Raw genomic sequence first — 22,988 nt, forward strand, 5'->3', positions numbered from 1 at the left:
CGGCGGCGCGCCCGGGGCCGTGCGTGGGGCTGTGAACGCACCACGGGACGGGCGCGTACCGAGGAGGCAGAAGCGAACCGCGCCTCCCGGCCGGCTCGAAGCGACCACGAGAGGAACGCGACGTGCGCGCACTGACCTGGCAGGGCACCGAGAAGGTGTCCGTCGAGACCGTCCCCGACCCGACCATCCAGGAACCGACCGACGCGATCGTGCGGATCACGTCCACGGCGATCTGCGGCTCCGACCTGCACCTGTACCGGGTCCTCGGCCCGTACATCGACAAGGGCGACGTCCTCGGCCACGAGCCCATGGGCATCGTGGAGGAGGTCGGCAGCGCCGTCACGAACCTGAAGGTCGGCGACCGCGTCGTCGTCCCCTTCAACATCTCGTGCGGCCACTGCTGGATGTGCAAGAACGGCCTGCAGTCGCAGTGCGAGACCACCCAGGTCACCGAGTACGGATCGGGTGCGGCGCTGTTCGGCTACACGAAGATGTACGGCCAGGTCCCCGGCGGCCAGGCCGAGTACCTCCGCGTCCCGCACGCGGACTACGGCCCCATCGTCATCCCGGACGACGGCACGCCCGACGACCGGTGGCTGTTCCTCAGCGACATCCTGCCGACGGCGTGGCAGGCCGTGCAGTACGCCAACGTGCCGGAGGGCGGCACACTCGCGGTGCTCGGCCTCGGACCCGTCGGCCAGTTCGCCGCCCGCATCGCCAAGCACCTGGGCTACCGCGTGCTCGCCGTCGACCCCGAACAGGTCCGACGCGACCTCGGGGCGAAGCACGGCGCCGAGGTCTTCGACCTGTCGAAGGACACCGTGCCGGAGCTCGTCGACCTGACCGACGGTCGCGGCCCCGACGGGGTCGTCGACGCCGTCGGCATGGAGGCACACGGCAACCCCGTCGCAGGCTTCGCCCAGCGGGCTGCCGGTCTGCTGCCCGACGCGCTGGCGAAGAAGGCGATCGAGACCGCCGGCATCGACCGGCTCGCAGCCGTGCACGCCGCGATCGACCTGGTCCGCCGCGGCGGCACCGTGTCCCTGAGCGGCGTCTACGGCGGCATGGCCGACCCGATGCCGATGATGACGATGTTCGACAAGCAGATCACCATCCGCGAGGGACAGTGCAACGTGAAGCACTGGATCGACGACATCATGCCGCTCGTGCAGGACCCGTCGGACCCGCTCGGCACGCTCGACCTCACCACGCACCGGGTGTCGCTCGAGGACGCCCCGCACATGTACGAGGTGTTCCAGAAGAAGCAGGACGGCTGCGTCAAGGTCGTGCTCGACCCCGCCCTGGCCGCCGCCTGATGCGGATCGTCGTCGTCGGCGGGACCGGCAACGTCGGGACGGCGGTGCTCCGCCGCCTCGCCGAGGCCCGGGCCGCCGCGCGAGCGGCGGGCGGCGCAGTCGCGCCCCCGTCCGACGACGGGCGGCACGACGGCAGCGTCGAGATCGTCGGCGTCGCCCGACGGCTGCCGGACGTGCACGCGGAGCCGTACGGTTCCGCGGTGTGGCACGCCGTCGACGTCGGGGCCTCCGACGCGGTCGGCCAGCTCACCGCGATCTTCACCGGCGCCGACGCGGTGATCCACCTGGCGTGGGCCCTCCAACCGACGCACGACATCCCCGCGCAGTACCGGACGAACGTCACCGGTACCGCGAACGTGCTGTCGGCCGTGGCGCGAGCAGGGGTGCCGCAGGTCGTCGTCGCGTCGTCGGTCGGGACCTACCGCGGCGTCGACGCTGCGGGCAAGCGGACCCCGGTCGACGAGAGCTGGCCGACCGACGGCATCCCCACGGCGACGTACTCGATCCACAAGGCCGCGAACGAGTCGGCGATGGACGACTTCGAGGCGGACCACCCGTCCGTCGTCGTCACGCGCCTGCGCCCCGGGCTGATCTTCCAGCGGGACGCCGCCGCCGAGATCCGCGGGCTGTTCCTCGGGCACCTCGTGCCGATGTCGATCGTGCGGTGGATCCGGTGGCTGGTGCTGCCCCTGCCGTACCCGTTCGTGTTCCAGGCGGTGCACGCCGACGACGTCGCGGACGCCTACTGGCGGACCGTCGACCAGCGGGCCGGCGGTGCGTTCAACATCGCCGCATCGCCCGTGCTCAACCCGCCGCGGTTGGCCCGGGCCTTCGGCATGCTCGGTGCCGTCCGGATCCCGCTCGGACTGCTGCGCGGGATCGTGACGCTCACGTGGCGGCTGCGGTTGCAGCCGACGGACGCCGGCTGGATCGACATCGCCGCCGGCGTGCCGATCATGCGGACCGACCGTGCCCGGTCGGTGCTCGGATGGGAGGCCCGGCACACCTCCGAAGACGCGTTGCGTGCGCTCGTGGCCGGGTTCGCGGACGGTGCGCACGTGGCCGCGTCGGACCCGCTGCGGGGGTAGCGGGGGCTGGCGCTGCCGGGTCTGATCTCCATCGCGGGTGTTCTGGGGAGGAACGGGCGCTCGGATCGCGCTACGCTTCGCTCGTCGTTGTGAGAAGGGGGAGCGCGATGGTGCTCAGTTGGTCGGCGTTCAGTGAACTCGAGGGACCGGGCGGCTCGGGGATGTCCGACCTGTTCGGCGGTTGGTTCGGCATCGCGTTCGGAGTCGTCGCAGCCCTGACCATCCTCACCACCCTGACGATCGTCGTCCTGACGCTCTACCGCGGCAAGCGGATGGCCGACCGCGGTCAGAACCCGCTCACCCTGCAGGAGGACATCGCGTACCAGGCGATGCGGAGCCGCACCCTCGCGCCCGAGAAGCCGCTCGAACATCGGCTCGCCGAACTCGACGACCTGCACGCTCGCGGTGTGATCTCCGACGAGGAGCACCGGGCGGCACGAGCCGAGGCGCTGCGCGGATGATCGCCTCCGAGGAGCTGCACAACCCGCTCATCCCGCCGCTGTACGACATCGTGTGGAGCGTGGCGATGGCGCTCATCGTGGTCGCCGTCGTCGTCATCGTGTGGATCGCGGTCGTCCGGAGCCGTCGCTCGAACGGAGCGCCGCGCACGCTCCGGGAGCAGCGGCTCGCCGAGCTCGACGACCTGCACGCCCGCGGGGTCATCTCCGACGACGAGCGCCGTGCTGCGCGAGCCGAGGCCCTGCGCGGTTAACCTGGGGCGGTGCTGCTGCCGACGGACCTGCTGGGGGACTGGGTCCTCCGCCGGACGCTGGACGACCGGCGTGCCGGCCTGCAGGGCGTCGTCACCGGCACCACGACCCTCACCGCGGTCGGTGACGACGAGGTCCGCTGGGACGAGACGGGCGTGATGACCTTCGACAGCCGGACCACCCCGGTGTCTCGGACGCTGACCGTCCGGCGCGACGATGACGACGGGTGGACCGTGCACTTCGCCGACGGCCGGGTGTTCCACGACTGGGTCTGGGGCACGAGTGTGGATCACGCCTGCGCACCGGACGACTACACCGGCGCCCTGGACGGCGACGAGCAGCGGTGGACCGTGCGCTGGGAGGCCCGGGGCCCGGCGAAGGACTACCGGCTCGACAGCGTGCTCACGCGGTCGCCGGCGTGACCACGACGTCACCGGTACGCGCCAGACTGAGCCCATGGCACGCTCTTCCGGCACCGACGCCCCGCGCATCACCCTGACCGAACCGACGGACCTCGAGGACTGGGCCCCGGCTCCCGGCGACGTCCTGACCGGTGACCGCATCGAGGGCAAGCGCATCGGCGTGCTCGACCTGGCGGGCGAGCGGCTGCCCGACCTCGAGATCGAGGAGTGCGTCATCGACACACTGCGGGGCGACGGCGCCGACTTCCGCGGGCTGCGGGTGCACGACTCGGTCATCGACACGCTCGACGCCCCGGTGCTGCGGGCGTCGAGCAGCTCGTGGCGCGAGGTCCGGGTGTCCGGCGGTCGCATCGGTTCCGGCGAGCTGTACGACTCCGGGCTGAGCGGCGTCGAGTTCGTCGGGATGAAGTTCGGGTTCGTGAACCTGCGCGGGTCGACGCTCACCGACGTGGTGTTCCGCGACTGCGTCATCGACGAGCTCGACATCGCGGACGCGAAGCTGCTCCGAGTGTCGTTCGAGGGCAGCAGCATCCGCGACGCCGAGGGGTCGAACACCCGGATCGACCACGTGGACCTGCGGGGCGCCGACCTCGACCGGGTCGAGCGCCTCGAGGGGTTCCGCGGCGCGACGATCGGCGCCGACCAGCTGTACACGCTCGCCCCGCTGCTGGCGGCGCAGGCGGGCTACCGCGTCGACTGACCGCCCGCAGCCAGCGCGGCGGCGAGGTCGGCCTGCACCAGGTCGCCGTGCGCGGCCGCTCCGGCCTGGACCCCGGCGGCTGCGGACGCGATGACCGTCGCCATCGGGTTCGCGACGTTGCCGGCCGCGTACACCCCGCGCACCGACGTCTGTCCGGCCGGGTCGACCGTCAGCGCGCTCGCGTACCGGAAGTCGCCCATGAACTGGTCGGTCGCGACCAGACCCAGGTCGGACAGGAAGTCCACGCGCGCCTCAGCAGTGCTCGCCGCGGCCAGGGCATCGAGTTCGACGACCTCGCCGGAGCCGAGCGTGACCCCGGTCAGTGTGCCGTCCGACGAGCGGACCTGCGTGACGGTGTCGTCCACGACTTCGATCCCGCGGGCCCGCAAACCGGCCAGGGCGGTGTCGTCGACGAGTGCCGGATCGGTGACGAACGCGGTCACGTGCTCGCTCAGCGCCCGGAACATGAGCGCGTGGTGCACGCCGTTCGGAGTGGTCACGAGCACGCCGATGCGCTGGTCGCGGATCTCCCACCCGTGGCAGAACGGGCAGTGCACGACCCCGCGCCCCCACTGCTCGGCGAGCCCCGGGATCTGCGGCAGGACGTCCACGGCGCCGGAGGCGACGACGAGCCTGCGGGCGGTGACGGCCGCGCCGGAGTCCAGCGTGACCGAGAAGCCGACCGGGTCGGTGCCGTCACCCGTCGTGGCGGACGCGGCCACGATCCTCCCGGTCGTCACCTCGACTCCGTAGGCGGCGACCTCGTCGCGACCGATCGCGGACAACTCGGCGGGCGCGATGCCCTCGCGCCCGAGGTAGTTGTGGGCGCCGGCCGACGGCGCGTTGCGGGGCTCGCCCGCGTCGACGACGAGGACGGAACGGCGGGAACGCCCGAGGACGAGGGCGGCGGAGAGGCCGGCGGCTGCTCCGCCGATGACGATGACGTCGTAGTGATCACGCATGTAAGGAGCATGCGGCCCCTGCCGTACGGACGGCAAAGAACCTTGCCGATGTGGCAACATGGGCAGCATGCCCCACGGCCCGCAGGAACCCGTCGTCCCCCGCACGACCGCGCAGGTCGTCGACGGGGTGGGCCCCCGGTTGCGCGCACTCCGTGCCCACCGCGACGTCACGCTCGCCGCGCTGTCCGAGCAGACGGGGGTGTCGGTGAGCACGCTCTCGCGGCTCGAGTCGGGGCAGCGCAAGCCGACCCTCGAACTGCTGCTCCCGCTGGCGCGGGCGTACCAGGTGCCGCTCGACGACCTGGTCGGAGCGCCGCAGACGGGCGACCCCCGGGTGCACATGAAGCCCGAGGTGCACGGCGGGCGGGTCGTCGTGCCGCTGACGAAGCGCACCGGCGGCGTGCGGTCGTTCAAGCAGCTCTTCCCGCCGAACGAGCCCGGCGGCGAGCCGTCGCTGAAGACGCACGAGGGGTACGAGTGGCTCTACGTGCTGTCCGGTCGGCTGCGCCTGGTGCTCGGCGAGCACGACCTCGACCTCGGGCCGGGTGAGGTCGCCGAGTTCGACACGCACACCCCGCACTGGATCGGCAACGTCACCGACTCGGTCACCGAGGTGCTGTGCCTGTACGGGCCGCAGGGCGAACGAGCGCACGTGCGGTCGAGGCCGACGCGCTGACCCGCTGGCCAGCGCGGCCGCGCGCCAGCTGGCCCGCTCGGTCTACGCCGTGAAGACGTGGTCCATGACGTCGTCGAGGAGCCCCGAGGTCTCGGTGTTCGACTGCTGGATGTGGATGCCGATGTCGCCACGCGTGAAGTAGGTGTCGCCGTCGGTCACCGGGTACTGCGGGTTGTCGGAGATCTTCTGGCACTGGAGGCCCTCGGCCTCGGTGCCGCAGTCGTAGCCCTTCGCCGAGAGCTTCTGCAGTTCCGTGCTCGCCGTCGCCGAGTCGACGACGTCGACCGCGATTGACAAGAAGGTGATGTCGGCTTGCGGGTCCCGCCACACGCAGTACAGACGCTTGCCGTCGGCCTGCAGGACGGGAGTGAAGGCGCTCTTCGGTGTCGCGATCGGGTCGCCGACGACCGAGGGGTCGTTCAGCGGAGCCGAGGCGAAGGCCTTGTCCCACTTGCCGGGGGTGATGAGATCGGTGCAGCTCGCCGGCACCGTGCCGCCGTCGTAGTCGACCCCGGGGACCTGCGTGATCGTGGAGGTGGGCTCCGGCGTACTGCTCGGGCTGGCGCTCGGCGTGCCCGTGCTCTCCGCCGTCGTCGCGGACGGCGTGCCCGGCCCCGCCGGAGCGCTCTGGGCGCAGCCCGACAGGGCGAGTCCGATCGCCAGCGCCGCCGTCAGCGTCGCCGTGATCCCGGATGTCGTCGTGCGCGCTCGTCGCCGCATCGTTCCCCCTCGTTCGTCGTGCGGACGTCGCCGCGCATCCGAACATAGGCGGCGGAGCCGGCGGCGTCCGCGAGCGTCACCGTTCCGTGACCCGTCAGCGGGTGCGCCACCCGCGCCGCACGCGCAGCGCAGCGCGCACCCGACGCGCCCACCGGCGCACCGGGTTCGCGCGTCGCCCGTTCACGCGGAACGTGTGGAAGGCGCGTCGCGTCCGCAGCAGGGCGGACGGGAGGCCCGACAACGGTCGCGCGGACACCTGCACCGTCAGCACGGGGTCGGCCACCACCCGCCAGGCCGGGTCGAGCTGCATGCTCAGGTCGACGTCGTCGTGGACCTCGGGGTCCTCGCGGTGCGCTCGGCCACGGATGGCGTCCCAGGTCGACCGCCGCATGGCCATCGCGGACCCGAACAACGGTGGCCGGCCGAGCGCGGCCCACATGAGCGCGAAGTACGGACGCATGTAGACGGCGTCCCACAGCCGACCGATCAGCGGACCGCCGTCGTGCGGTCGTCCGGGACCGGTCACCGCGACGACCTCCGGATCGGCCAGCAGTCGCAGCGCGTCGGCGATCCACCCCGGCGGCGGCACGGAGTCGGCGTCGAGCCGGACGAGGACGTCCCCGGAGGCCCGGTCGTAGCCGCGCGCCGATGCCCGGGCGATGCCCCGGATGCGCTCGGTCAGCACGACCGCCCCGGCCGCCTGGGCGACCTCGGCGCTGTCGTCCTGGCTGCCGTTGTCGACCACGACCACCTCGTCGGCGAGCAGCGTCTGCACCGCGAGGGCGTCGAGACAGCGTCGCAGGTGCGCGGAGTCGTCGCGCACGGGGATGACGACGGAGACGCGGACCATCCTCCGATCCAACCGGAGGTTCGCTGTGCGGACAGTCGGTCCGCGTTCCGTGGCGTTCCTGCGTGCGGGCACACCGCGGAGCGCGCACCTTCGGTCACGCAACGCCGCCGGTACTCGCCGACGGTGACGGACAACCGGAAGGCCGACCATGACCACGAACCCACCCGGGAACGACTCCGGGACGCCCATCCACGACCGCGCGGCCGCCTCCGACGGTCACGAGGTCCGGCCCGGTGTGACCGTGCCGTCGTTCGCGAGCGGCGTGCCTGCAGCAGGACCGTCGAACCCCGACGTCGCGCAGGCGTACGACCCGTTCGGCGACGACGAGGGCCCCGGCCGGGCCGACACCGGCACCACCGTCGACGCCGGCTCCACCCCCGACGCCGGCTCCGGCAAGGCCGACGCTGCGAAGGGCGCCGCACAGGACGTCGCCGGTGACGCGAAGGCGAAGGTCTCCGACGTCGCCGGCACCGCCAAGGAGCAGGCCGCGAAGGTCGCCTCCGAGGCGACCGACCACGCGAAGCAGCTCTACGGCCAGGCGTCGGAGAACCTCAAGCAGCAGGCCGGCGAGCAGCAGGAGCGCGCCGCCGGAGGTCTCCGCAGCCTCGGCGAGCAGCTCGGCCGCATGGCCGAGAACGACGAGGACCAGGGCGTGGCGGCGAAGGTCGTCCGCGACCTGTCCGGCCGTGCGACCTCGGCCGCCGGGTTCCTCGAGAACCGCGACCCGGGATCGCTCCTCGACGAGGTCAAGTCCTTCGCTGCGAAGCGCCCGGGCACGTTCATCGCCATCGCCGCCGGCGCCGGCATCCTCGCCGGACGGCTCACGAAGGCGCTCGCCGCCGATGCGAAGCACGAGAAGGAAGCCGGGGACGGGCCCACCTCGACCCACACCGGCACCGGTACCGGTCCCGGGAGCGCCCTGTGAGCCACACCGTCCCGGGGGCCACCCCGACGGGCGAGCCCACCCCAGAGCAACGCGCGGCAACGACCCCGCTCGGTGAACTCCTGTCCGACGTCTCGCGCGACCTGTCCAGCCTGTTCCGGCAGGAGATCGCGCTCGCGAAGGCAGAGCTGACCGACTCGGCGAAGAAGGCCGGCAAGGCGGGCGGGATGTTCGGCGGCGCCGGACTCACCGCGCTCTTCGCCCTGCTGTTCCTGTCGATCGCCGCGTGGTGGGCCCTCGGGTACCTCGTCGGCAACGCGTGGTCGGCCCTGATCGTCGCCGCGGTCTACGCGATCGTCGCCGTGGTCCTCGCACTCCGCGGTCGAGCAGCGGCCAAGGAGATCACGGGTCTGCCGCAGACCGTCGAGACCGCCAAGGAAGTCCCCGAAACACTCAAGCCCACCACCGGGAGGAAGCCATGAGCACCCCAGACGAGATCCGCGCCGACATCGAGCGCACCCGCGGCGAACTCGGCTCCGACGTCGACGCCCTGGCCGACAAGGTCAGCCCGTCGTCGATCGCCCACCGCCAGACCGAGAAGGTGAAGAGCCGGTTCCAGGGCGTCCGGGAATCCGTGATGGGCGCCGCGGACTCGGCCCGGTCGAGCGCCTCGGACTCCGCGTCCGGCGCGACCGACCAGGCGAAGGACGTCGCACAGCGGGGCGTCGAGAAGGCCAAGGGCAACCCGCTGGCGATCGGACTCATCGCGTTCGGTGCCGGTTGGCTCGTGTCGTCGCTCATCCCCGCCAGTGACAAGGAGGAGGAGCTGGCCGTCGAGCTCAAGGACAAGGCAGCGCCCCTGGTCGACGAGGTCAAGGAGCAGGCGAAGGACGCCGGGTCGCAGCTCGGGGACGTGGCGAAGGAACATGCGCAGGACCTCACGGGGACTGCGCAGGACGCCGCCCAGACCGTCAAGGACGAGGCGCAGGGCGCCGCGTCGGACGTGCAGGAGCACGCGAAGGGCGCCGCGGACGACGTCCGCAGCAGCTGACGCGATCGGGAGACCGACGGGAGGCCCGTGGCGACTCCGCCACGGGCCTCCCGTCCGTCACGCGGTAGCGTTCCGGGCATGGACCGGACCGACGAACTCGCCGTGGAGCTCCGCCACGCGATCGGTCGCGTCGTGCGCGCTGCGAAGCGCGAGGCGGACTCGCTGCCGACCGCCCACGCGACGACCCTCGGGTTCCTCGAGCGCGAGGGGCCGATGCCGATCGCGGAGCTGGCTCGTCGCCGAGCCGTCAAGCACCAGGGGCAGTCGCGCACGGTGGGGGAGCTCGCGGACCTCGGGTACGTCGAGCGGACGGCGTCGGACACCGACCGGCGCGTGTCGGTCATCCGCATCTCCGACACGGGCAGCGAGGTCCTCCGCCGGGACATGACGGCGCGGGCCGACTGGTTGGCGACGGCGATCCGTGAGGAGCTCGACGACGAGGAACGGGCGGCCCTCGAACGCCTGCCCGGCATCTTCGAACGGTTGGCCCGGCGCGCCGACTGAGCGCTTCCTCACGGAGATCCGCGACCAGAAGTACAACATGGTTGTACTGTTGTCGACATGGAGTTGACGAAGTACAACCACGCCACCGTCGTCCTCGAGCAGGACGGCACCACGCTCGTCATCGACCCGGGGGTGTTCACGCCCGAGGCCGCCGACCTCGTCCGCGCAGCCGCCGGCGTCCTCGTCACCCACGAGCACCCCGACCACTTCGACGTCGAGGCCGTCCGTGCCGGGCTCGCCGCGAACGACGCCCTCGTGGTCCGGGCCCCCGGGTCGGTCGTCGAACAGCTCGGCGACCACGACGGCCGCGTGACCGCGGTGCACGCCGGTGACGTGTTCGAGATCGGCCCGTTCTCGGTGCAGGCCTTCGGCGAGGAGCACGCGGTCATCCACCGTGACATCCCGACGATCGCGAACGTCGGCTACCTGGTGGACGGTGCCGTGTTCCACCCGGGCGATGCGTACCTCGAGCCGGGTGTCCCCGTGCAGACGCTGCTCCTGCCGACCAGCGGTCCGTGGACGAGCACCGCCGCCGCGGTCGACTACGTCCGATCGGTGGCGCCGGAGCGTGCCGTCCAGATCCACGAGGCCATGCTGAGCGACCTCGGCCAGCAGTCCACCACGCGGTTCCTCGGCTCCGACGGTCTCGGACCGGTGCCGGTCCTGATCCTGCCCGCGGGGGAATCGATCACCGTCTGACGGACCCGACCGTGCTCCTGGGAGGCGATCCGTGCCTCCCGGGCAGCATGGAGGGATGTCCGACGCTCCCTCGACCGCAGTCCTCTTCGACATCGACGGCACGCTCGTCGACTCGAACTACGCCCACATCGACGCCTGGTGGCGCGCTGCCCGCGCAGCGGGCGAGTCCGTCGACGCGTGGCGCATCCACCGAGCGATCGGCATGGACTCGGCGAAGCTGCTCGAGACGCTGCTGCCGGACGCCTCCGACGAGACGCGCGAGACCGTCAAGCAGTTCAACACCGCCTACTTCGCCGAGCACATGCCCCAGCTGCGGCTGCTGCCGGGGGCCCGCGACCTGCTCCGTGCGGTCGCCGAAGCGGGGCACGCCGTCGTCCTGGCGACGAGTGCGCCGGAGAACGAGCTGACGCGGCTGCGTGGACTGCTCGACGCCGAGGAGTGGCTCACCGCGGTGACGAGCTCCGAGGACGTCGAGCAGGCGAAGCCTGACCCGGGGATCATCCAGGTTGCCCTGGACCGGGCTGGAGTGCGTGCCGACGCCGCCGTGATGGTCGGCGACGCGATGTGGGACGTCGAGTCGGCCGGACGCGTCGGCGTGACCTCCGTCGCGGTGATGACCGGCGGCATCGGCGGCGACGAACTCCGCGGAGCCGGTGCTGCGGAGGTCCACGACGACGCCGCTGCCGTGCTCGCCGCGCTGCGGTCCGGGGGCGGTGCGATCGCCGCGCTGGGCAGGCGTGCGTGAGCGTGCACCGCGGTTGGCATCCGTGACAGGATCGTCGACCGTGATCACGATCGAACGCGTGTCCTGGGACGACCCCCGAGGCGTGGTGCTCCGCGCCCGTATGGACGACGAGATGCACGAACGCTACGGCTCGTCGAACGGCGACGAGGACCCGGCGATCACGGCCGAGCGGGGCCGTGCGCTGTCCGTCGACCCGTCGACCGTCGTCACCTCGGTCCTCGCCCTCGACGAGTCCGGCGACGCCGTCGGGCACATCGCGATCCGGCGCCTGGGTGACGAGGTCGAGCTGAAGCGCCTGATCGTGCTGACCTCGGCCCGCGGCCAGGGTGCCGCCACCACGCTGCTCGACGAGTGCGAGCGCATCGGCCGTGAGCTCGGTGCGCCCCGGCTGATCCTGCAGACCGGCGACAAGCAACCCGACGCGGTCGCCCTGTACGAGAAGACCGGGTGGAACCCGATCCCCGTCTACGCGCCGTACGCGGCGACCATGCCGTGGTCGTTCTGCTTCGAGAAGGCGCTCTGAGCGTACCGACCCGTATTGCACTCTCGTCGAGATAGTGCAATTCTGTGTCGGTGAGCACCACCGAACGCACCCGCGCACTGCGCCGACGCATGATCGGCGAGGCGCGTCGGGCGACGGTCGAGCACGGGTTGAGCGGTTTCACGATCGAGCAGCTCTGCGAGAGCGTCGGGGTGTCGCGCCGCACGTTCTTCAACCACTTCGCATCGAAGGACGACGCCGTGCTCGGCATCGAGCTGCACGCCGACGTCGAGGCGATCGACCGGTACGCCGCGGGCGGCATCGTGCCCGGCGGACTCGACCCGCTCGACTCGATCGTCGCGCTGGCCATCGACCAGTTCCACCGCGTCGGCATCGACCGGGCGGACGAGGTCCTGGTGCGCCGGGTCTTCGAGCGGGAGCCGGCGCTCGTCGCGCGGTTCCTGTCGGCGACCGACGTGCAGCTCGCCCGGATCACGGACGCCGTGCGGCTGCGGTTCGGATGGGACGATCCCGCCGACCGCCGTGCGCGCCTCGTCACCGAGGCCGCCGCGGGGCTGCTCAAGGTGACGGCGGAGACCTACTTCGACGACGCCTTCGACGAGGCCACCGGCCCGACGTTCGACGCGCTGCTCACCGAGAACCTCCGCCTGCTCAGGGCGGTCACCACGACCGAACGGGAACACACCACATGAGCGCAACCGCGCCGGGCACCACCAAGCGTGCCCGCCCCGGCACCGACGGGCCGCTGCTGCTGACGCAGCGACGGATCTGGATCATCTTCTCCGCGCTCATCGCGGGGATGCTGCTGTCCAGCCTCGACCAGACCATCGTCTCGACGGCGATGCCCACCATCGTCGGCGAACTCGGCGGCGTCGCGCACCAGGCATGGCTGACGACCGGGTACCTGCTCGCGTCGACCATCGTGATGCCCGTCTACGGCAAGTTCGGCGACGTCCTGGGGCGCCGCAACCTGTTCCTCATCGCGATCGCGCTGTTCACCATCGCGTCGGCGGGGTGCGCCTTCGCCGGTGACTTCACGCAGCTCGTCGTGTTCCGTGCGATGCAGGGGCTCGGCGGCGGCGGTCTGATGATCCTGTCGCAGGCGATCATCGCCGACATCGTGCCCGCCTCGCAGCGCGGCAAGTACCTCGGCCCGCTCGGTGCGATCTTCGGCCTGTCCGCGATCGGCGGCCCGCTGCTCGGTGGCTTCTTCGTCGACCACCTGACCTGGAACTGGGCGTTCTACATCAACATCCCGGTCGGCATCGCGGCGTTCTTCGTGGCGTGGTTCGCGCTGACCCTGCCGAACAAGAAGGCAACGAAGCGCATCGACGTGCTCGGCGTGCTCTTCATGTCCGCCGCGACCACGTGCCTGGTGTTCTTCTCGGAGTTCGGCGGCAGCAAGGACCACGGCTGGGACGCCCCCGAGACGTGGGCTTGGTTCGCGGGGCTCGTCGTCTCGGCCGCGCTCCTCGTGCTCGTCGAGTCCCGCGCGCAGGACCCGGTCCTCCCGCTGTCGTTCTTCAAGAACCGCACGTTCCTGCTGGCGACCGGCATCGGCCTGGTGCTCGGCATCGGCATGTTCGCCGCGATCGGGTTCGTCCCGACGTTCCTGCAGATGGCTTCGGGCACCTCGGCCGCGGTGTCGGGGCTGCTCATGCTGCCGATGATGGTCGGTCTGATCGGGACGTCGATCGCGTCCGGCAACCTGATCACCAAGACCGGGCGCTACCGGATGTTCCCGATCATCGGCACGGTCCTGGTCGCCATCGCGATGCTCGCGATGACCCAGCTCGCAGCGGACACCCCGATCTGGCTGATCTGCGCGTACCTGTTCGTCTTCGGCGCCGGGCTCGGCCTGATCATGCAGGTGGTCGTCCTCGTCGCGCAGAACGCCGTGCCCGCCGAGCAGGTGGGCACCGCGACCTCGACGAACAACTACTTCCGCGAGGTCGGCGCCTCCCTCGGCACCGCGGTCTTCGGTGCGCTGTTCACGGCCCGGCTCACGACGTCGCTCACCGACGTGTTCCGCGGCGCCGGCGGCTCGGCCACCGATGCGGCGTCGTCGGCGGGCAGCATCGACCCGTCGACCGTGGCCGGGCTGCCGCCGGCGGTGCAGGACGGCATCGTGAACGCGTACGCCGACTCGCTCGCGCCGGTGTTCTGGTACCTGCTGCCCTTCATCGCGGTGGCGTTCCTGCTCGCACTGTTCCTGCCGCAGATCACGCTCTCCGACACGGCCGGCATGGTCGCCCGTGGTGAGGCCGTCGGCGGCGACGAGGCCGACGAGCTCGAGCGCGCGCAGCGCGCGGGCCGCGCGGCGGAGTCCGTGTCGTCCGAGTCCGTGTCGTCGGGTGGTGAGAGTCCGGCGTCCCGCCGGGACGCCTCGGACTGAGTGAGACGCCGCCGGATCCGGCGGCGTCCTGCGGATCGCGGGGCGCGTCGTGGAGACGACGGCGTGCTGACGGGAGGCGCGGTGCCAGCTGGCACCGCGCCTCCCGTCCGTCGTCCGGTCGCGCGCACGGCCCCTGCCGGCCCCGAGACTCGACCCGGCTCGCGAAAGCGACAGTGTGCCGCCGACCATCCGCGGCACACTGTCGCTCTTGCGGGGGAGAACGGGCGGGCTCCGCGAGGAGTGTCGCTTCCGCGGACAAGACCGAGCAGCGGGCGCCGGGTGTCACGCGCCGGTGCTCGCGCGGCGGACCAGGCGGGTGGGGAGCGCTGCCGGCTCCGCCGCGGTGCCGTCGAGGGTCGCGAGCAGGCGTTCCGCAGCCGAGCGTCCGAGGTCGGCGCCGGGCAGTGCGACGCTCGTGAGCGCGGGGGCCGTGACCGACGACGACGGCAGGTCGTCGAAGCCGGCGACCGCGAGATCGCCGGGGACCGCGATGCCGAGCGCTCCGGCGACGCGCAGGACGCCGTACGCCAGGGTGTCCGCAGCGGCGACGACCGCGGTGACGTCGTCGTCCTGCCAGGCCTCGATGACGTGCTCGGTGGCCGAGGCCGCGGCGTCCACCGTCAGGTCGGCGCGGGCGGTGACCTCGGACACCGTGATGCCGGCGGCGGCGCACTCCTGTTCGAAGAGCTCGCGGCGGACGCCGAACGTCGTCGCACGGGAGGTCCCGTCCAGGTACCCGACGCGCCGGTGCCCCTGTGCGTGCAGGTGCGCGACGAGGTCGTGGACGCCGGGGGAGAGGTCGTAGTTGACGGCTTCGGTGCCACCGGGGGCGTCGAGGAGGACCACGGGCACGCTCGCCGACATCGACTCGCCCGCTGCCGGGGCGTCGACGAGGATGCCCGCGGGCCGGAGGCGTTCGAAGCGCCGGACGTCGGCTGCCAGGGGCTGGGCGCCGCGCTCGGTGACCGACAGCACGAGCTGGAACCGGTCGCCGATGGTGTCGCGCACGCCGCGGATGACCTCGGCGAAGAACGGGTTCGACAGGTCCGGGGCGATGAGGACGACCAGGTCGCCGCTGCCGCGCGCCAGGGAGCTGGCGGCGTGGTCGACCACGTAGCCGAGTTCGTCGACGGCGTCGCGCACCCGCGTGGCGATGGGGACGGACACCCGACCGCGGTCCTTGCCGTTCACGACGAGGGAGACCGTGGCGATGCTCGTCCCGGCGCGCTCGGCCACCATGGCGGCGGTCACACGACGGCCCGGAACGACGGATGAAGGCACGGGTCGATGCTACCGAGGACGCCTCGACGACTTGACGTCAAGCGCTTGACGTGTTTCGATGTCAAACGCTTGACGCGCTGCGGGACGACGCTCTGTCGGACCGCGGACCCCCACCGCGTCGAGCACAGACCCCTCGATTCCCCGAAGAAGTGGAGCGCCCAGCGTGCCCAGTGCGACCCAGCCAGCGAAGATCATCCTCGACTGCGACCCCGGCCACGACGACGCCGTCGCCATCCTGCTGGCCCACGGCAACCCGGACATCGAGCTCCTGGCCGTCACCACCGTCGTCGGCAACCAGACCCTGCCGAAGGTCACCCGCAACGCCCTCGCCGTCGCGCGCATCGCCGGCATCACCGGGGTGCCGTTCGCCGCGGGCGCCGACCGTCCACTCCTGCGCCAGATCGAGGTCGCGCCGGACATCCACGGCGAGAGCGGGCTCGACGGCCCGATGCTCCCCGAGCCGTCGTTCGACCTCGACGAACGCCATGCCGTCGACCTGATCATCGACACCGTGATGGCGCACGAGCCCGGTACGGTCACGCTCGTGCCGACCGGCGGCCTGACGAACATCGCCCTCGCCGCCCGCAAGGAACCCCGCATCGTCGAGCGCGTCAAGCAGGTCGTGCTCATGGGCGGCGGCGTGCACGTCGGGAACTGGAGCCCGGTGGCCGAGTTCAACATCGTCATCGACCCCGAGGCCGCCTCGATCGTCTTCGACGCCGGCTGGGACGTCGTCATGGTCGGCCTCGACCTGACCCACCAGGCCCTCGCCACCCCGGAGGTCGCCGCGCGCATCGCCGCCGTCGGCACCGCCCCCGCCGCGTTCGTCGGCGAGCTGCTCGACTTCTTCGGCCAGACCTACAAGGACGCGCAGGGCTTCGACGCCCCGCCGGTCCACGACCCCTGCGCCGTCGCGTACGTCATCGACCCGACCATCGTCCGCGCCGTGAAGGTCCCCATCCACATCGAGACCCAGGGCACCCTGACGCTCGGCATGACCGTCGCCGACTTCCGTGCGCCCGCGCCGGAGGACTGCCGCACGAGCGCCGCGATGGAGCTCGACCACGGCCGCTTCTGGGACCTGGTCGTCGACGCCCTCGAACGCATCGGTGAGACCCCCGACACCGGTTGGACCCCTCGCGCCGCCTCCACCACCGCCACGACCCCGGAGATCTGAGAACCATGACCACCACATCGACGAAGAAGTCGATCGGCGCCCTGACCGCAGCGCTCCTCGCCGCGTGCATCGCGTTCCAGCTCAACGCGAGCATGCTCAGCCCCGCGCTGGTCACCATGGCGCGCGAGCTCAAGACCGACGACGCCACCATCGGGCTGTCGCAGACCCTGTACTTCACGCTCGCGGCGCTGTTCTCGCTGTTCCTGCCGCGCCTGTCCGACATCGTCGGGCGCAAGCGCGTCCTGATCGGCATGCTCGCCGTGATGCTCGTCGGCAGCATCGTCGCCGCGCTCGCGGTGAACGTGCCGATGCTGTTCGCCGGCCGGATCATCCAGGGTGTCACCGGCCCGGTCGTCCCGATCTGCCTGCTCGTCCTGCGCAACGAGATCGCCGACCCGAAGCGCTACGGTGCCGCGCTCGGCCTGCTCACCGCCGTGAACGGCGGCATCGCCGGTGTCGACGCGCTCGCCGGCGGCTGGATCGCCACGAACTTCGGGTTCCGTGGGATCTTCTGGGTCATCGCCGTCGTCACCGTCATCGCGCTGGCACTCGTCGCCGTGTGGGGCGTCGAGTCGAAGCCGTCCGCCGGCACCCGGATGGACTGGATCGGTGTCGTCCCCCTGGTGGTGAGCGTCGGCGCACTCCTCACCGCGTTCAACGAGGCCGGCAAGCTCGGTGCCGCGAACCCGGCACTGGTGATCGGTGGCGTCGTCGTCGCACTCGCCGCCTTCGCGGTCTTCTGGGCGGTCGAGTCCCGGGTGCGGGAGCCGCTCGTCGAGACCCGCTTCCTGAAGCGTCGTGCCACGTGGGCGCTGCTGGCGACGACGTTCCTGACCATGACCGGCGTCTTCGCGGTCGTCAACGGTCTCGTCACGTCGCTGGCGCAGAACGGCGACGCCGGCTTCGGCATGGAGGCGGACCTCGCCTCGCTCGTGTTCCTCACCCCGTACGCGCTGGTCGGCTGGATCGTCGGTCCGTTCGCGGGACGCCTCGCACCGACCATCGGCTACCGGGCCGTGCTCCGCGTCGGTCTGGTCGGCAGCATCGTCTCGACGGTCCTGATGGCGCTCGTGGGCGTGCACTCGCTGCCGGTCCTGGTGACCGCGACCGTCCTGATCGGCATCACGTACGCCGGCATCGCGAACATCATCCTCAACGGCCTCGGCATCGTGCTCTCGCCGGAGTCGAACCCCGGCTTCCTGCCCGGCCTGAACGCCGGTGCGTTCAACCTCGGCGCCGGGGTCAGCTTCGCCGTGCTGCCGGCGCTGCAGATCGCGCTCGGGGTCGGCGGGTCCGCGGGCACCGCCGGGTACTCCGGTGGCATGCTGCTCGGTGCCGTGATCACGACCGCCGCGCTCGCGATCTCGTTCCTCATCCCCCGCCCGGAGAGCGCCGAGACCACGTCCGTCGCACCGCAGAAGGAGACCGTCCGGTGACCCAGACCATCGTGATCGTCGGATCGCTCAACGCGGACCTGGTGGTCCGGACCGAGCGGTTCCCGAAGCCCGGTGAGACCCTGCACGGGTCCGACCTGGCGATCCTGCCCGGTGGCAAGTCCGCCAACCAGGCGGTGGCTGCCGGGAGGCTCGGGGGCACGGTCCGCATGATCGGTGCGGTCGGCGACGACGGGAACGGTGCACTGCTCCGCGACTCCGTCGCGGCTGCGGGTGCGGACACCACGCACGTCGCCGTCCGGGAGGGCGTGGCCACCGGCACCGCCGTCATCACGGTCGACGGCGCCGGCGAGAACACCATCGTGATCTCCGCCGGCGCGAACGGCACGCTGTCGCCGGACGACGTGCCCGCCGACGCCTTCGACGACGCCGGCGTGCTCGGCCTCTGCCTCGAGGTGTCGATCGACGTCGTCCTTGCGGCAGCCCGGGCAGCGCACGCCGCCGGCGTCACGGTGCTCACGAACCTGTCGCCCTTCGGCGCCGTCCCCGCCGAACTGCTCGAGCTGACCGACGTCCTGCTCGTCAACGAGCACGAGGCCGCCGAACTCGGCGAGCACGGCGTCGCGCGCTCCATCGTCACCCGCGGCGGCTCGGGGTGCGTCGTGCACGACGGCGACGACGAACCGGTGTCGATCGACGCCGTCCGGGTCGAGCCGGTGGACACCACGGGCTGCGGTGACGCTTTCATGGGCTCGGTGGCCCTGCGGCTCGCAGCGGGGGACTCCCTCGTCGACGCCGCACGGTTCGCGGTGGGGGTCGGGGCGTACGCCGCGACCAAGGCGGGCGCACAGGCCTCGTACCCGACCACGGCGGAACTCGAGGCCTTCCTGCGGGCGGAGGACGGGCCTCCCGGCCGTTGATCGCTTGCCCGGCCGCTAGCGTTGTGCCATGCGCGTGGGAGTCCTCGACATCGGGTCCAACACCGGCCACCTGCTCGTCGTGGACGCCCACGGCGGCGCCGCGCCGCTGCCGGCGTCCTCGTTCAAGCAACCGCTGCGGCTGGCCGAGCACCTGGACGAGGCCGGCGCGGTGACGCCGCAGGGCGTCGACGCCCTGACGCGGTTCGTGGCGGACGCCGTCCGGGTCGCCGAGGAACGCGGCTGCGAGGACATGCTCGCCTTCGCGACCTCGGCCGTCCGCGACGCGGTGAACTCCGACGCGGTCCTCGCCCACGTCGAGTCCTCGACCGGTGTGGAGCTCGCCGTCCTGTCCGGTGGGGACGAAGCGCGGCTGACGTTCCTCGCCGTCCGGCGGTGGTTCGGGTGGTCCGCCGGACGGCTCGCGGTGTTCGACATCGGCGGCGGCTCGCTCGAGATCGCCGGGGGAGCCGACGAAGCGCCGGACGTCGCGTGGTCGATGCCGATCGGTGCCGCCCGGCTCGCTCGCTCCTACTTCGCGGCGGGCACCCCGACCGAGGACGACGTCCGCCGCATCCGGCACGAGATCCGGGTCGAGATCGCCCGCGACGCCGGCAAGCTGCTCCGCGCCGGGCGTCCGGACCGTGCCGTGGCGACCTCGAAGACCTTCCGGTCGATCGCCCGGATCTGCGGAGCGGCGCCGTCGGCTGCCGGTCCGCTCGTGCCGCGGGTGCTCGACGGAGACGTGCTCCGGTCCAAGCTGCCGGCGTTGCTGACCATGTCGGTCGCCGAGCTGGCGGAGCTCCCAGGGGTCTCGGCGAGCCGGGCGCACCAGGTGGTGCCGGGAGCGCTCGTCGCCGAGGCCTGCCTCGACATCTTCGACCTGGCGGCACTGGAGATCTGCCCGTGGGCGCTCCGCGAGGGCGTGATCCTGGAGCGGCTCGACCAGCTGTCGGTGTTGGGCAACTCCCAGTAGTGACCGTTATGGTCAGTGCATGACCAATTCGGACACTCCCCGCGCGCTCGTCCCCGGAGCCCTCTGGACGGTCGCGGGCGTCGGCTGGCTCGTCGGCGAAGCCGTCTCCGCATCGGCGTTCCCCGGCTACAGCTACGCGACCAACTACATCTCCGACCTCGGCGTCCCCGACGTCGGCGCGTTCCAGGGCCGGACGATCGACTCGCCGCTGCACGTGCTCATGAACACGACCTTCATCGGGCAGGGCGTCCTGTTCGGCGTCGCCGCGGTGCTCGCCGTCGGGGTGTTCCAAGCCGCGTCACGCCGAGCGCGTGTGACGACAGCGGTCCTCGCCGTCGTCCACCTGATCGGGATGGTCCTGGTCGGGTCGTTCCACGGCAGCCAGACGAGCACCGACGGCGGCACGATCGTGTTCCACGTCCTCGGTGCCGCGGCAGCGATCACGACCGGCAACCTCGTCGCGATCACCGTCGGCATCGGGTCGCGTGCGCTGCGGGCCCCGGCGGCCTACCGGATCGCGAGCGTCGCGCTCGGGATCATCGGCCTCGTCTCCCTCGTGATGCTGGTGGTGGACTCGTCCTCGACGGTGGTCGACGTGTTCCCCGACGGCGTGTGGGAGCGTGCTGCCGTGTACACGATCGTCGCGTGGGAGCTCGTGACCGGGATCACCCTGCTGGTCGCGGGGACCCGACGCCGGCGGGCGGCACGGGCCTCGGCGGTGCGCGCATGACCCGCCCCGCGCGCCGTGCTCGGCCCTCCGCCGAGGAGATCACCGCCGACGTCCTGGACATCACCGCCGGACTCATCGCCCGCCGCGGCGTCAAGGACACCGCCGTGCAGGCCGTCGCCGACCAGGCCGGGTACTCGAAGGCGGGCATCCTCGCCCGGTTCACGAGCAAGGAGCAGCTCGTCGAGGCCGCGCTCGCGCAGTGCACCGCGCAGACCGACACGGTGCTCGAGGCGGTTCGGCTGATGCCGCTCGGTCCGGACCGCGACGCCGCGGCGCTGGCCGGGATCACCGACCTGGCACTCGCCCGGCCGGGGTGGGCGGAGCTCGCCCTCGCCGCGTTCACGCTGCGACGCGGTGACGACGTCGGTGAGCGGCTGGTCCCGGTGGCCGCGATCCTGCTCGAACTCTTCGGCCTGGACCTCGGCGACCCCGCGGCCGCGTCGCTCGACCGACGAGCGCGGGTGTCCGGTGCCTTCGGCGCGATCATGATGCTCGCGCTGACCTACGAGGACGACGCCTCGGCGACCGAGGCGCGGCCGTACGTGCTGCGGGTGGCGTGGGATGCGCTCGGGTACGGCGGCGACGTGCCCGAGGTGGTCGGCTAGGTCCGTGTCGCCCGCTCGGACCGCGGCGGCGCGAGCAGCCACGGACGGATCAGCTTCGTCACGAACGGCAGCACCCAGAAGGTCATGATCGGCGTGAGCACCAGTGTCGTGATGAGCACCCGCGGCAGCGCTGCGAGTCCCGCGAACGACGGCACGAGCAGCCCGACCAGGATCGTGAAGACGAGGTTCACGGGGAAGAATCCGAGCCAGATGCTCACCGCCTGCTTCCACCGCGGCGGAGCGCTCGATGCCGGGGCATCCTGCGGGACGTCGAACCAGCCCTCGATGCCGGTGCGCTTCTCGACGCGGGACTCCACGACCAGGTCGCGCCCGAGGTCGAGCCAGCGGAGCCGGTCGTCGGAGTTCTCCCACGTGGCCAGGGAGTCGTGGTCGGCGAAGCGGTAGAGCATGTGCCACTCGCGGGACTGCGCCCTCGACCGGACCCACCCGGAGCCGAGGAAGCCCGGGTAGCGGTTGGCGAGGTTCACCCCGGACTGCACCCAGTGGGTGACCTCGGGGATGCGGTCGGGTTCGACCAGGCGGGTGATGGACACGGTGACGGGCGGGCCTGCGGTCTCGGGTGACGAATGCAGGCTCCCTGGCTCTTGTGGAGTCATGCGTCCAGTCTCGCGGACGCGTGTTACCGGCTCGTGTCGCGTGCTGCTAGCTCGCCTGCTTCTTCTCGGCGGGCGCCTTCTTCGCCGCGGGCTTCTTCGCGGGTGCTTTCTTCGCCGGCGCCTTCTTCTCGGTGGCCTTCGCGGGCGCAGTCTTCTTCGCCGGCGCCTTCGCGGCCGGTGCCTTCTTCGTCGAGCCCGACGTGCTCGAGTCCGAACCCGACGACGAACGCGAGCTCGACGCCGAACGCGACCCCGAGCCTCCCGTCCGCTTCTTGTCCACGGACGCACGCAGGGCGGCCATCAGGTCCAGGACGTCGCCGCCCTCGCCCTCGTCGTCCTCGTCGTCCTTCGCGCCGAACGTCTTCTCGGTGTCGATGTCGTCACCGGCGTCGAGCTTGGCGTCGATGAGTTGCTGCAGTTCCTCTTGGTACGAATCGGTGTAGCGGTCGGGGTCGAAGTCCGTCGACATGCTCTCGACCAGCGACGACGACATCTTCAACTCGTTCGCGCTGACCTTCACCGACGAGTCCAGTGCCGAGAAGTCGGCCGCCCGTACCTCGTCGCCCCACAGCAGCCCCTGCAGCAGGATGACGTCGTCGTGGACCCGGAGTACGCCGAGCCGGGTCTTCTGGCGCAGCGTGAACTGCACGATCGCCAACCGGTCGGTCTTCGCCAGGGTCTCGCGCAGCAGCACGTAGGCCTTCGGCGAGCGCGAGTCGGGCTCCAGGTAGTACGTCTTCTCGAACATCATCGGGTCGACCTGGTCGACGGGCACGAACTCGAGCACCTCGACCTCGTGCGACTGCTCCTCGGGGAGCTGCTTGAAGTCGTCCGCGGTGAGCACCACGGTCTTGTCGCCGTCGTCGTAGGCCCGCTGGATGTCGGCGTACTCGACCTCGTGCCCGAACTCGCAGACGCGCTTGTAGCGGATGCGGCCCTTGTCCTCGTCGTGGACCTGGTGCAGGGACACGTCGTGCGTCTCGGTGGCTGCGTACACCTTGATGGGCACGTTGACGAGCCCGAACGCGATGGAGCCCTTCCAGATCGACCTCATGCGCACATGATGCC

28 protein-coding genes are annotated in these 22,988 nt (G+C 71.6%); 22 read left to right on the plus strand and 6 right to left on the minus strand.

Translation table 11 applies throughout. From position 1 onward, the window contains the following. Positions 1-122 precede the first annotated feature (122 nt). The 6 genes from ACXKZB_RS02025 to ACXKZB_RS02050 all read left to right on the plus strand — a co-directional run bounded on the left by ACXKZB_RS02025 (position 123) and on the right by ACXKZB_RS02050 (position 4,236). On the plus strand, positions 123-1,316 hold the full coding sequence (locus ACXKZB_RS02025) for a zinc-dependent alcohol dehydrogenase (RefSeq protein WP_488824504.1): 1,194 nt from the start codon (positions 123-125) through the stop codon (positions 1,314-1,316). Beyond that, positions 1,316-2,404, plus strand: coding sequence for an NAD-dependent epimerase/dehydratase family protein (locus ACXKZB_RS02030; protein WP_488824505.1), 1,089 nt, complete (start codon positions 1,316-1,318; stop codon positions 2,402-2,404). Before ACXKZB_RS02025 ends, ACXKZB_RS02030 begins: the two co-directional genes overlap by 1 nt. Before the next feature lie 107 nt (positions 2,405-2,511). Then, entirely contained in the window at positions 2,512-2,865 is a 354-nt protein-coding gene (locus tag ACXKZB_RS02035; RefSeq protein WP_488824506.1) for an SHOCT domain-containing protein, read from the plus strand. Then, the gene (gene ccmI / locus ACXKZB_RS02040; protein WP_488824507.1) at positions 2,862-3,116 is read left to right on the plus strand and encodes a c-type cytochrome biogenesis protein CcmI; all 255 of its coding nucleotides are present in this window, start codon (positions 2,862-2,864) and stop codon (positions 3,114-3,116) included. Before ACXKZB_RS02035 ends, ccmI begins: the two co-directional genes overlap by 4 nt. 9 nt (positions 3,117-3,125) lie before the next feature. Continuing rightward, positions 3,126-3,536, plus strand: a complete 411-nt coding sequence (locus ACXKZB_RS02045) for a DUF6314 family protein (protein ID WP_488824508.1) — start codon at positions 3,126-3,128, stop codon at positions 3,534-3,536. A gap of 34 nt (positions 3,537-3,570) precedes the next feature. Further along, positions 3,571-4,236: a pentapeptide repeat-containing protein gene (locus ACXKZB_RS02050; RefSeq protein ID WP_488824509.1), complete on the plus strand. Its 666-nt coding sequence runs from the start codon at positions 3,571-3,573 to the stop codon at positions 4,234-4,236. Here the strand turns inward: ACXKZB_RS02050 and ACXKZB_RS02055 are convergent. Further along, a complete protein-coding gene (locus ACXKZB_RS02055; RefSeq protein WP_488824510.1) occupies positions 4,221-5,198 on the minus strand; it encodes an NAD(P)/FAD-dependent oxidoreductase in 978 nt (325 codons plus the stop codon). The two genes, ACXKZB_RS02050 and ACXKZB_RS02055, sit on opposite strands and share 16 nt — an antisense overlap. Positions 5,199-5,256: 58 nt before the next feature. On the opposite strand from ACXKZB_RS02055, the gene ACXKZB_RS02060 reads away from it, so the two are divergent. Continuing rightward, positions 5,257-5,874: a helix-turn-helix domain-containing protein gene (locus tag ACXKZB_RS02060; protein WP_425340789.1), complete on the plus strand. Its 618-nt coding sequence runs from the start codon at positions 5,257-5,259 to the stop codon at positions 5,872-5,874. Positions 5,875-5,916: 42 nt separating this feature from the next. On the opposite strand, the gene ACXKZB_RS02065 is transcribed toward ACXKZB_RS02060, so the two are convergent. Then, a complete protein-coding gene (locus ACXKZB_RS02065) occupies positions 5,917-6,594 on the minus strand; it encodes a hypothetical protein (protein WP_488824511.1) in 678 nt (225 codons plus the stop codon). Between the two features lie 94 nt (positions 6,595-6,688). Next, the gene (locus ACXKZB_RS02070; protein ID WP_488824512.1) at positions 6,689-7,444 is read right to left on the minus strand and encodes a glycosyltransferase family 2 protein; all 756 of its coding nucleotides are present in this window, start codon (positions 7,442-7,444) and stop codon (positions 6,689-6,691) included. 148 nt (positions 7,445-7,592) lie between these two features. Here ACXKZB_RS02070 and ACXKZB_RS02075 point away from each other — a divergent pair, with 148 nt between their 5' ends. The 9 genes from ACXKZB_RS02075 (at position 7,593) to ACXKZB_RS02115 (ending at position 14,223) form a co-directional block, all read left to right on the plus strand. After that, on the plus strand, positions 7,593-8,369 hold the full coding sequence (locus ACXKZB_RS02075; RefSeq protein WP_488824513.1) for a hypothetical protein: 777 nt from the start codon (positions 7,593-7,595) through the stop codon (positions 8,367-8,369). Next, a complete protein-coding gene (locus ACXKZB_RS02080; protein ID WP_488824514.1) occupies positions 8,366-8,809 on the plus strand; it encodes a phage holin family protein in 444 nt (147 codons plus the stop codon). Before ACXKZB_RS02075 ends, ACXKZB_RS02080 begins: the two co-directional genes overlap by 4 nt. Next, the gene (locus ACXKZB_RS02085) at positions 8,806-9,378 is read left to right on the plus strand and encodes a DUF3618 domain-containing protein (RefSeq protein WP_488824515.1); all 573 of its coding nucleotides are present in this window, start codon (positions 8,806-8,808) and stop codon (positions 9,376-9,378) included. The genes ACXKZB_RS02080 and ACXKZB_RS02085 overlap by 4 nt, the downstream gene beginning before the upstream one ends. A gap of 78 nt (positions 9,379-9,456) precedes the next feature. After that, positions 9,457-9,882: a MarR family winged helix-turn-helix transcriptional regulator gene (locus ACXKZB_RS02090; protein WP_123671116.1), complete on the plus strand. Its 426-nt coding sequence runs from the start codon at positions 9,457-9,459 to the stop codon at positions 9,880-9,882. A 57-nt stretch (positions 9,883-9,939) separates the two neighbouring features. Further along, entirely contained in the window at positions 9,940-10,581 is a 642-nt protein-coding gene (locus tag ACXKZB_RS02095; protein ID WP_488824516.1) for an MBL fold metallo-hydrolase, read from the plus strand. Positions 10,582-10,636: 55 nt separating this feature from the next. Continuing rightward, a complete protein-coding gene (locus ACXKZB_RS02100) occupies positions 10,637-11,326 on the plus strand; it encodes an HAD family hydrolase (protein WP_488824517.1) in 690 nt (229 codons plus the stop codon). 40 nt (positions 11,327-11,366) lie between these two features. Continuing rightward, positions 11,367-11,849 (plus strand): GNAT family N-acetyltransferase, encoded by a 483-nt coding sequence (locus ACXKZB_RS02105; protein ID WP_488824518.1) that lies wholly within the window; start codon positions 11,367-11,369, stop codon positions 11,847-11,849. Between the two features lie 50 nt (positions 11,850-11,899). Then, positions 11,900-12,520, plus strand: coding sequence for a TetR/AcrR family transcriptional regulator (locus ACXKZB_RS02110; protein ID WP_488824519.1), 621 nt, complete (start codon positions 11,900-11,902; stop codon positions 12,518-12,520). Beyond that, entirely contained in the window at positions 12,517-14,223 is a 1,707-nt protein-coding gene (locus tag ACXKZB_RS02115) for an MDR family MFS transporter (protein WP_488824520.1), read from the plus strand. Before ACXKZB_RS02110 ends, ACXKZB_RS02115 begins: the two co-directional genes overlap by 4 nt. Before the next feature lie 282 nt (positions 14,224-14,505). Here ACXKZB_RS02115 and ACXKZB_RS02120 read toward each other — a convergent pair whose 3' ends face one another. Next, a complete protein-coding gene (locus ACXKZB_RS02120) occupies positions 14,506-15,504 on the minus strand; it encodes a LacI family DNA-binding transcriptional regulator (RefSeq protein WP_488824521.1) in 999 nt (332 codons plus the stop codon). Positions 15,505-15,667: 163 nt separating this feature from the next. Between ACXKZB_RS02120 and uriH the strand changes: the two genes are divergently transcribed. The 6 genes from uriH to ACXKZB_RS02150 are packed head-to-tail and all read left to right on the plus strand — an operon-like array spanning position 15,668 to position 21,303. Next, the gene (gene uriH / locus ACXKZB_RS02125) at positions 15,668-16,681 is read left to right on the plus strand and encodes a uridine-preferring nucleoside hydrolase UriH (protein ID WP_488824522.1); all 1,014 of its coding nucleotides are present in this window, start codon (positions 15,668-15,670) and stop codon (positions 16,679-16,681) included. Positions 16,682-16,686: 5 nt separating this feature from the next. After that, on the plus strand, positions 16,687-18,117 hold the full coding sequence (gene uriT / locus ACXKZB_RS02130; RefSeq protein ID WP_123310749.1) for a uridine transporter UriT: 1,431 nt from the start codon (positions 16,687-16,689) through the stop codon (positions 18,115-18,117). Next, positions 18,114-18,995, plus strand: a complete 882-nt coding sequence (locus ACXKZB_RS02135; protein WP_488824523.1) for a ribokinase — start codon at positions 18,114-18,116, stop codon at positions 18,993-18,995. Before uriT ends, ACXKZB_RS02135 begins: the two co-directional genes overlap by 4 nt. A 28-nt stretch (positions 18,996-19,023) precedes the next feature. Then, positions 19,024-19,968 carry a Ppx/GppA family phosphatase gene (locus tag ACXKZB_RS02140; protein ID WP_123310745.1) on the plus strand — a complete coding sequence of 315 codons (945 nt, stop codon included), beginning with the start codon at positions 19,024-19,026 and terminating at the stop codon, positions 19,966-19,968. A gap of 19 nt (positions 19,969-19,987) precedes the next feature. Beyond that, entirely contained in the window at positions 19,988-20,698 is a 711-nt protein-coding gene (locus ACXKZB_RS02145) for a DUF998 domain-containing protein (protein ID WP_488824524.1), read from the plus strand. Continuing rightward, on the plus strand, positions 20,695-21,303 hold the full coding sequence (locus tag ACXKZB_RS02150) for a TetR/AcrR family transcriptional regulator (protein WP_488824525.1): 609 nt from the start codon (positions 20,695-20,697) through the stop codon (positions 21,301-21,303). Before ACXKZB_RS02145 ends, ACXKZB_RS02150 begins: the two co-directional genes overlap by 4 nt. Here ACXKZB_RS02150 and ACXKZB_RS02155 read toward each other — a convergent pair. Together ACXKZB_RS02155 and ku are read right to left on the minus strand one after the other, a co-directional pair. Then, complete coding sequence (locus tag ACXKZB_RS02155; RefSeq protein WP_488824526.1) at positions 21,300-21,920, minus strand: antibiotic biosynthesis monooxygenase; 621 nt, start codon at positions 21,918-21,920, stop codon at positions 21,300-21,302. The two genes, ACXKZB_RS02150 and ACXKZB_RS02155, sit on opposite strands and share 4 nt — an antisense overlap. A gap of 46 nt (positions 21,921-21,966) precedes the next feature. After that, positions 21,967-22,974, minus strand: coding sequence for a non-homologous end joining protein Ku (ku, locus tag ACXKZB_RS02160; RefSeq protein ID WP_488824527.1), 1,008 nt, complete (start codon positions 22,972-22,974; stop codon positions 21,967-21,969). Positions 22,975-22,988 lie beyond the last annotated feature (14 nt).

Source organism: Curtobacterium sp. ABR8 (assembly GCF_057812125.1).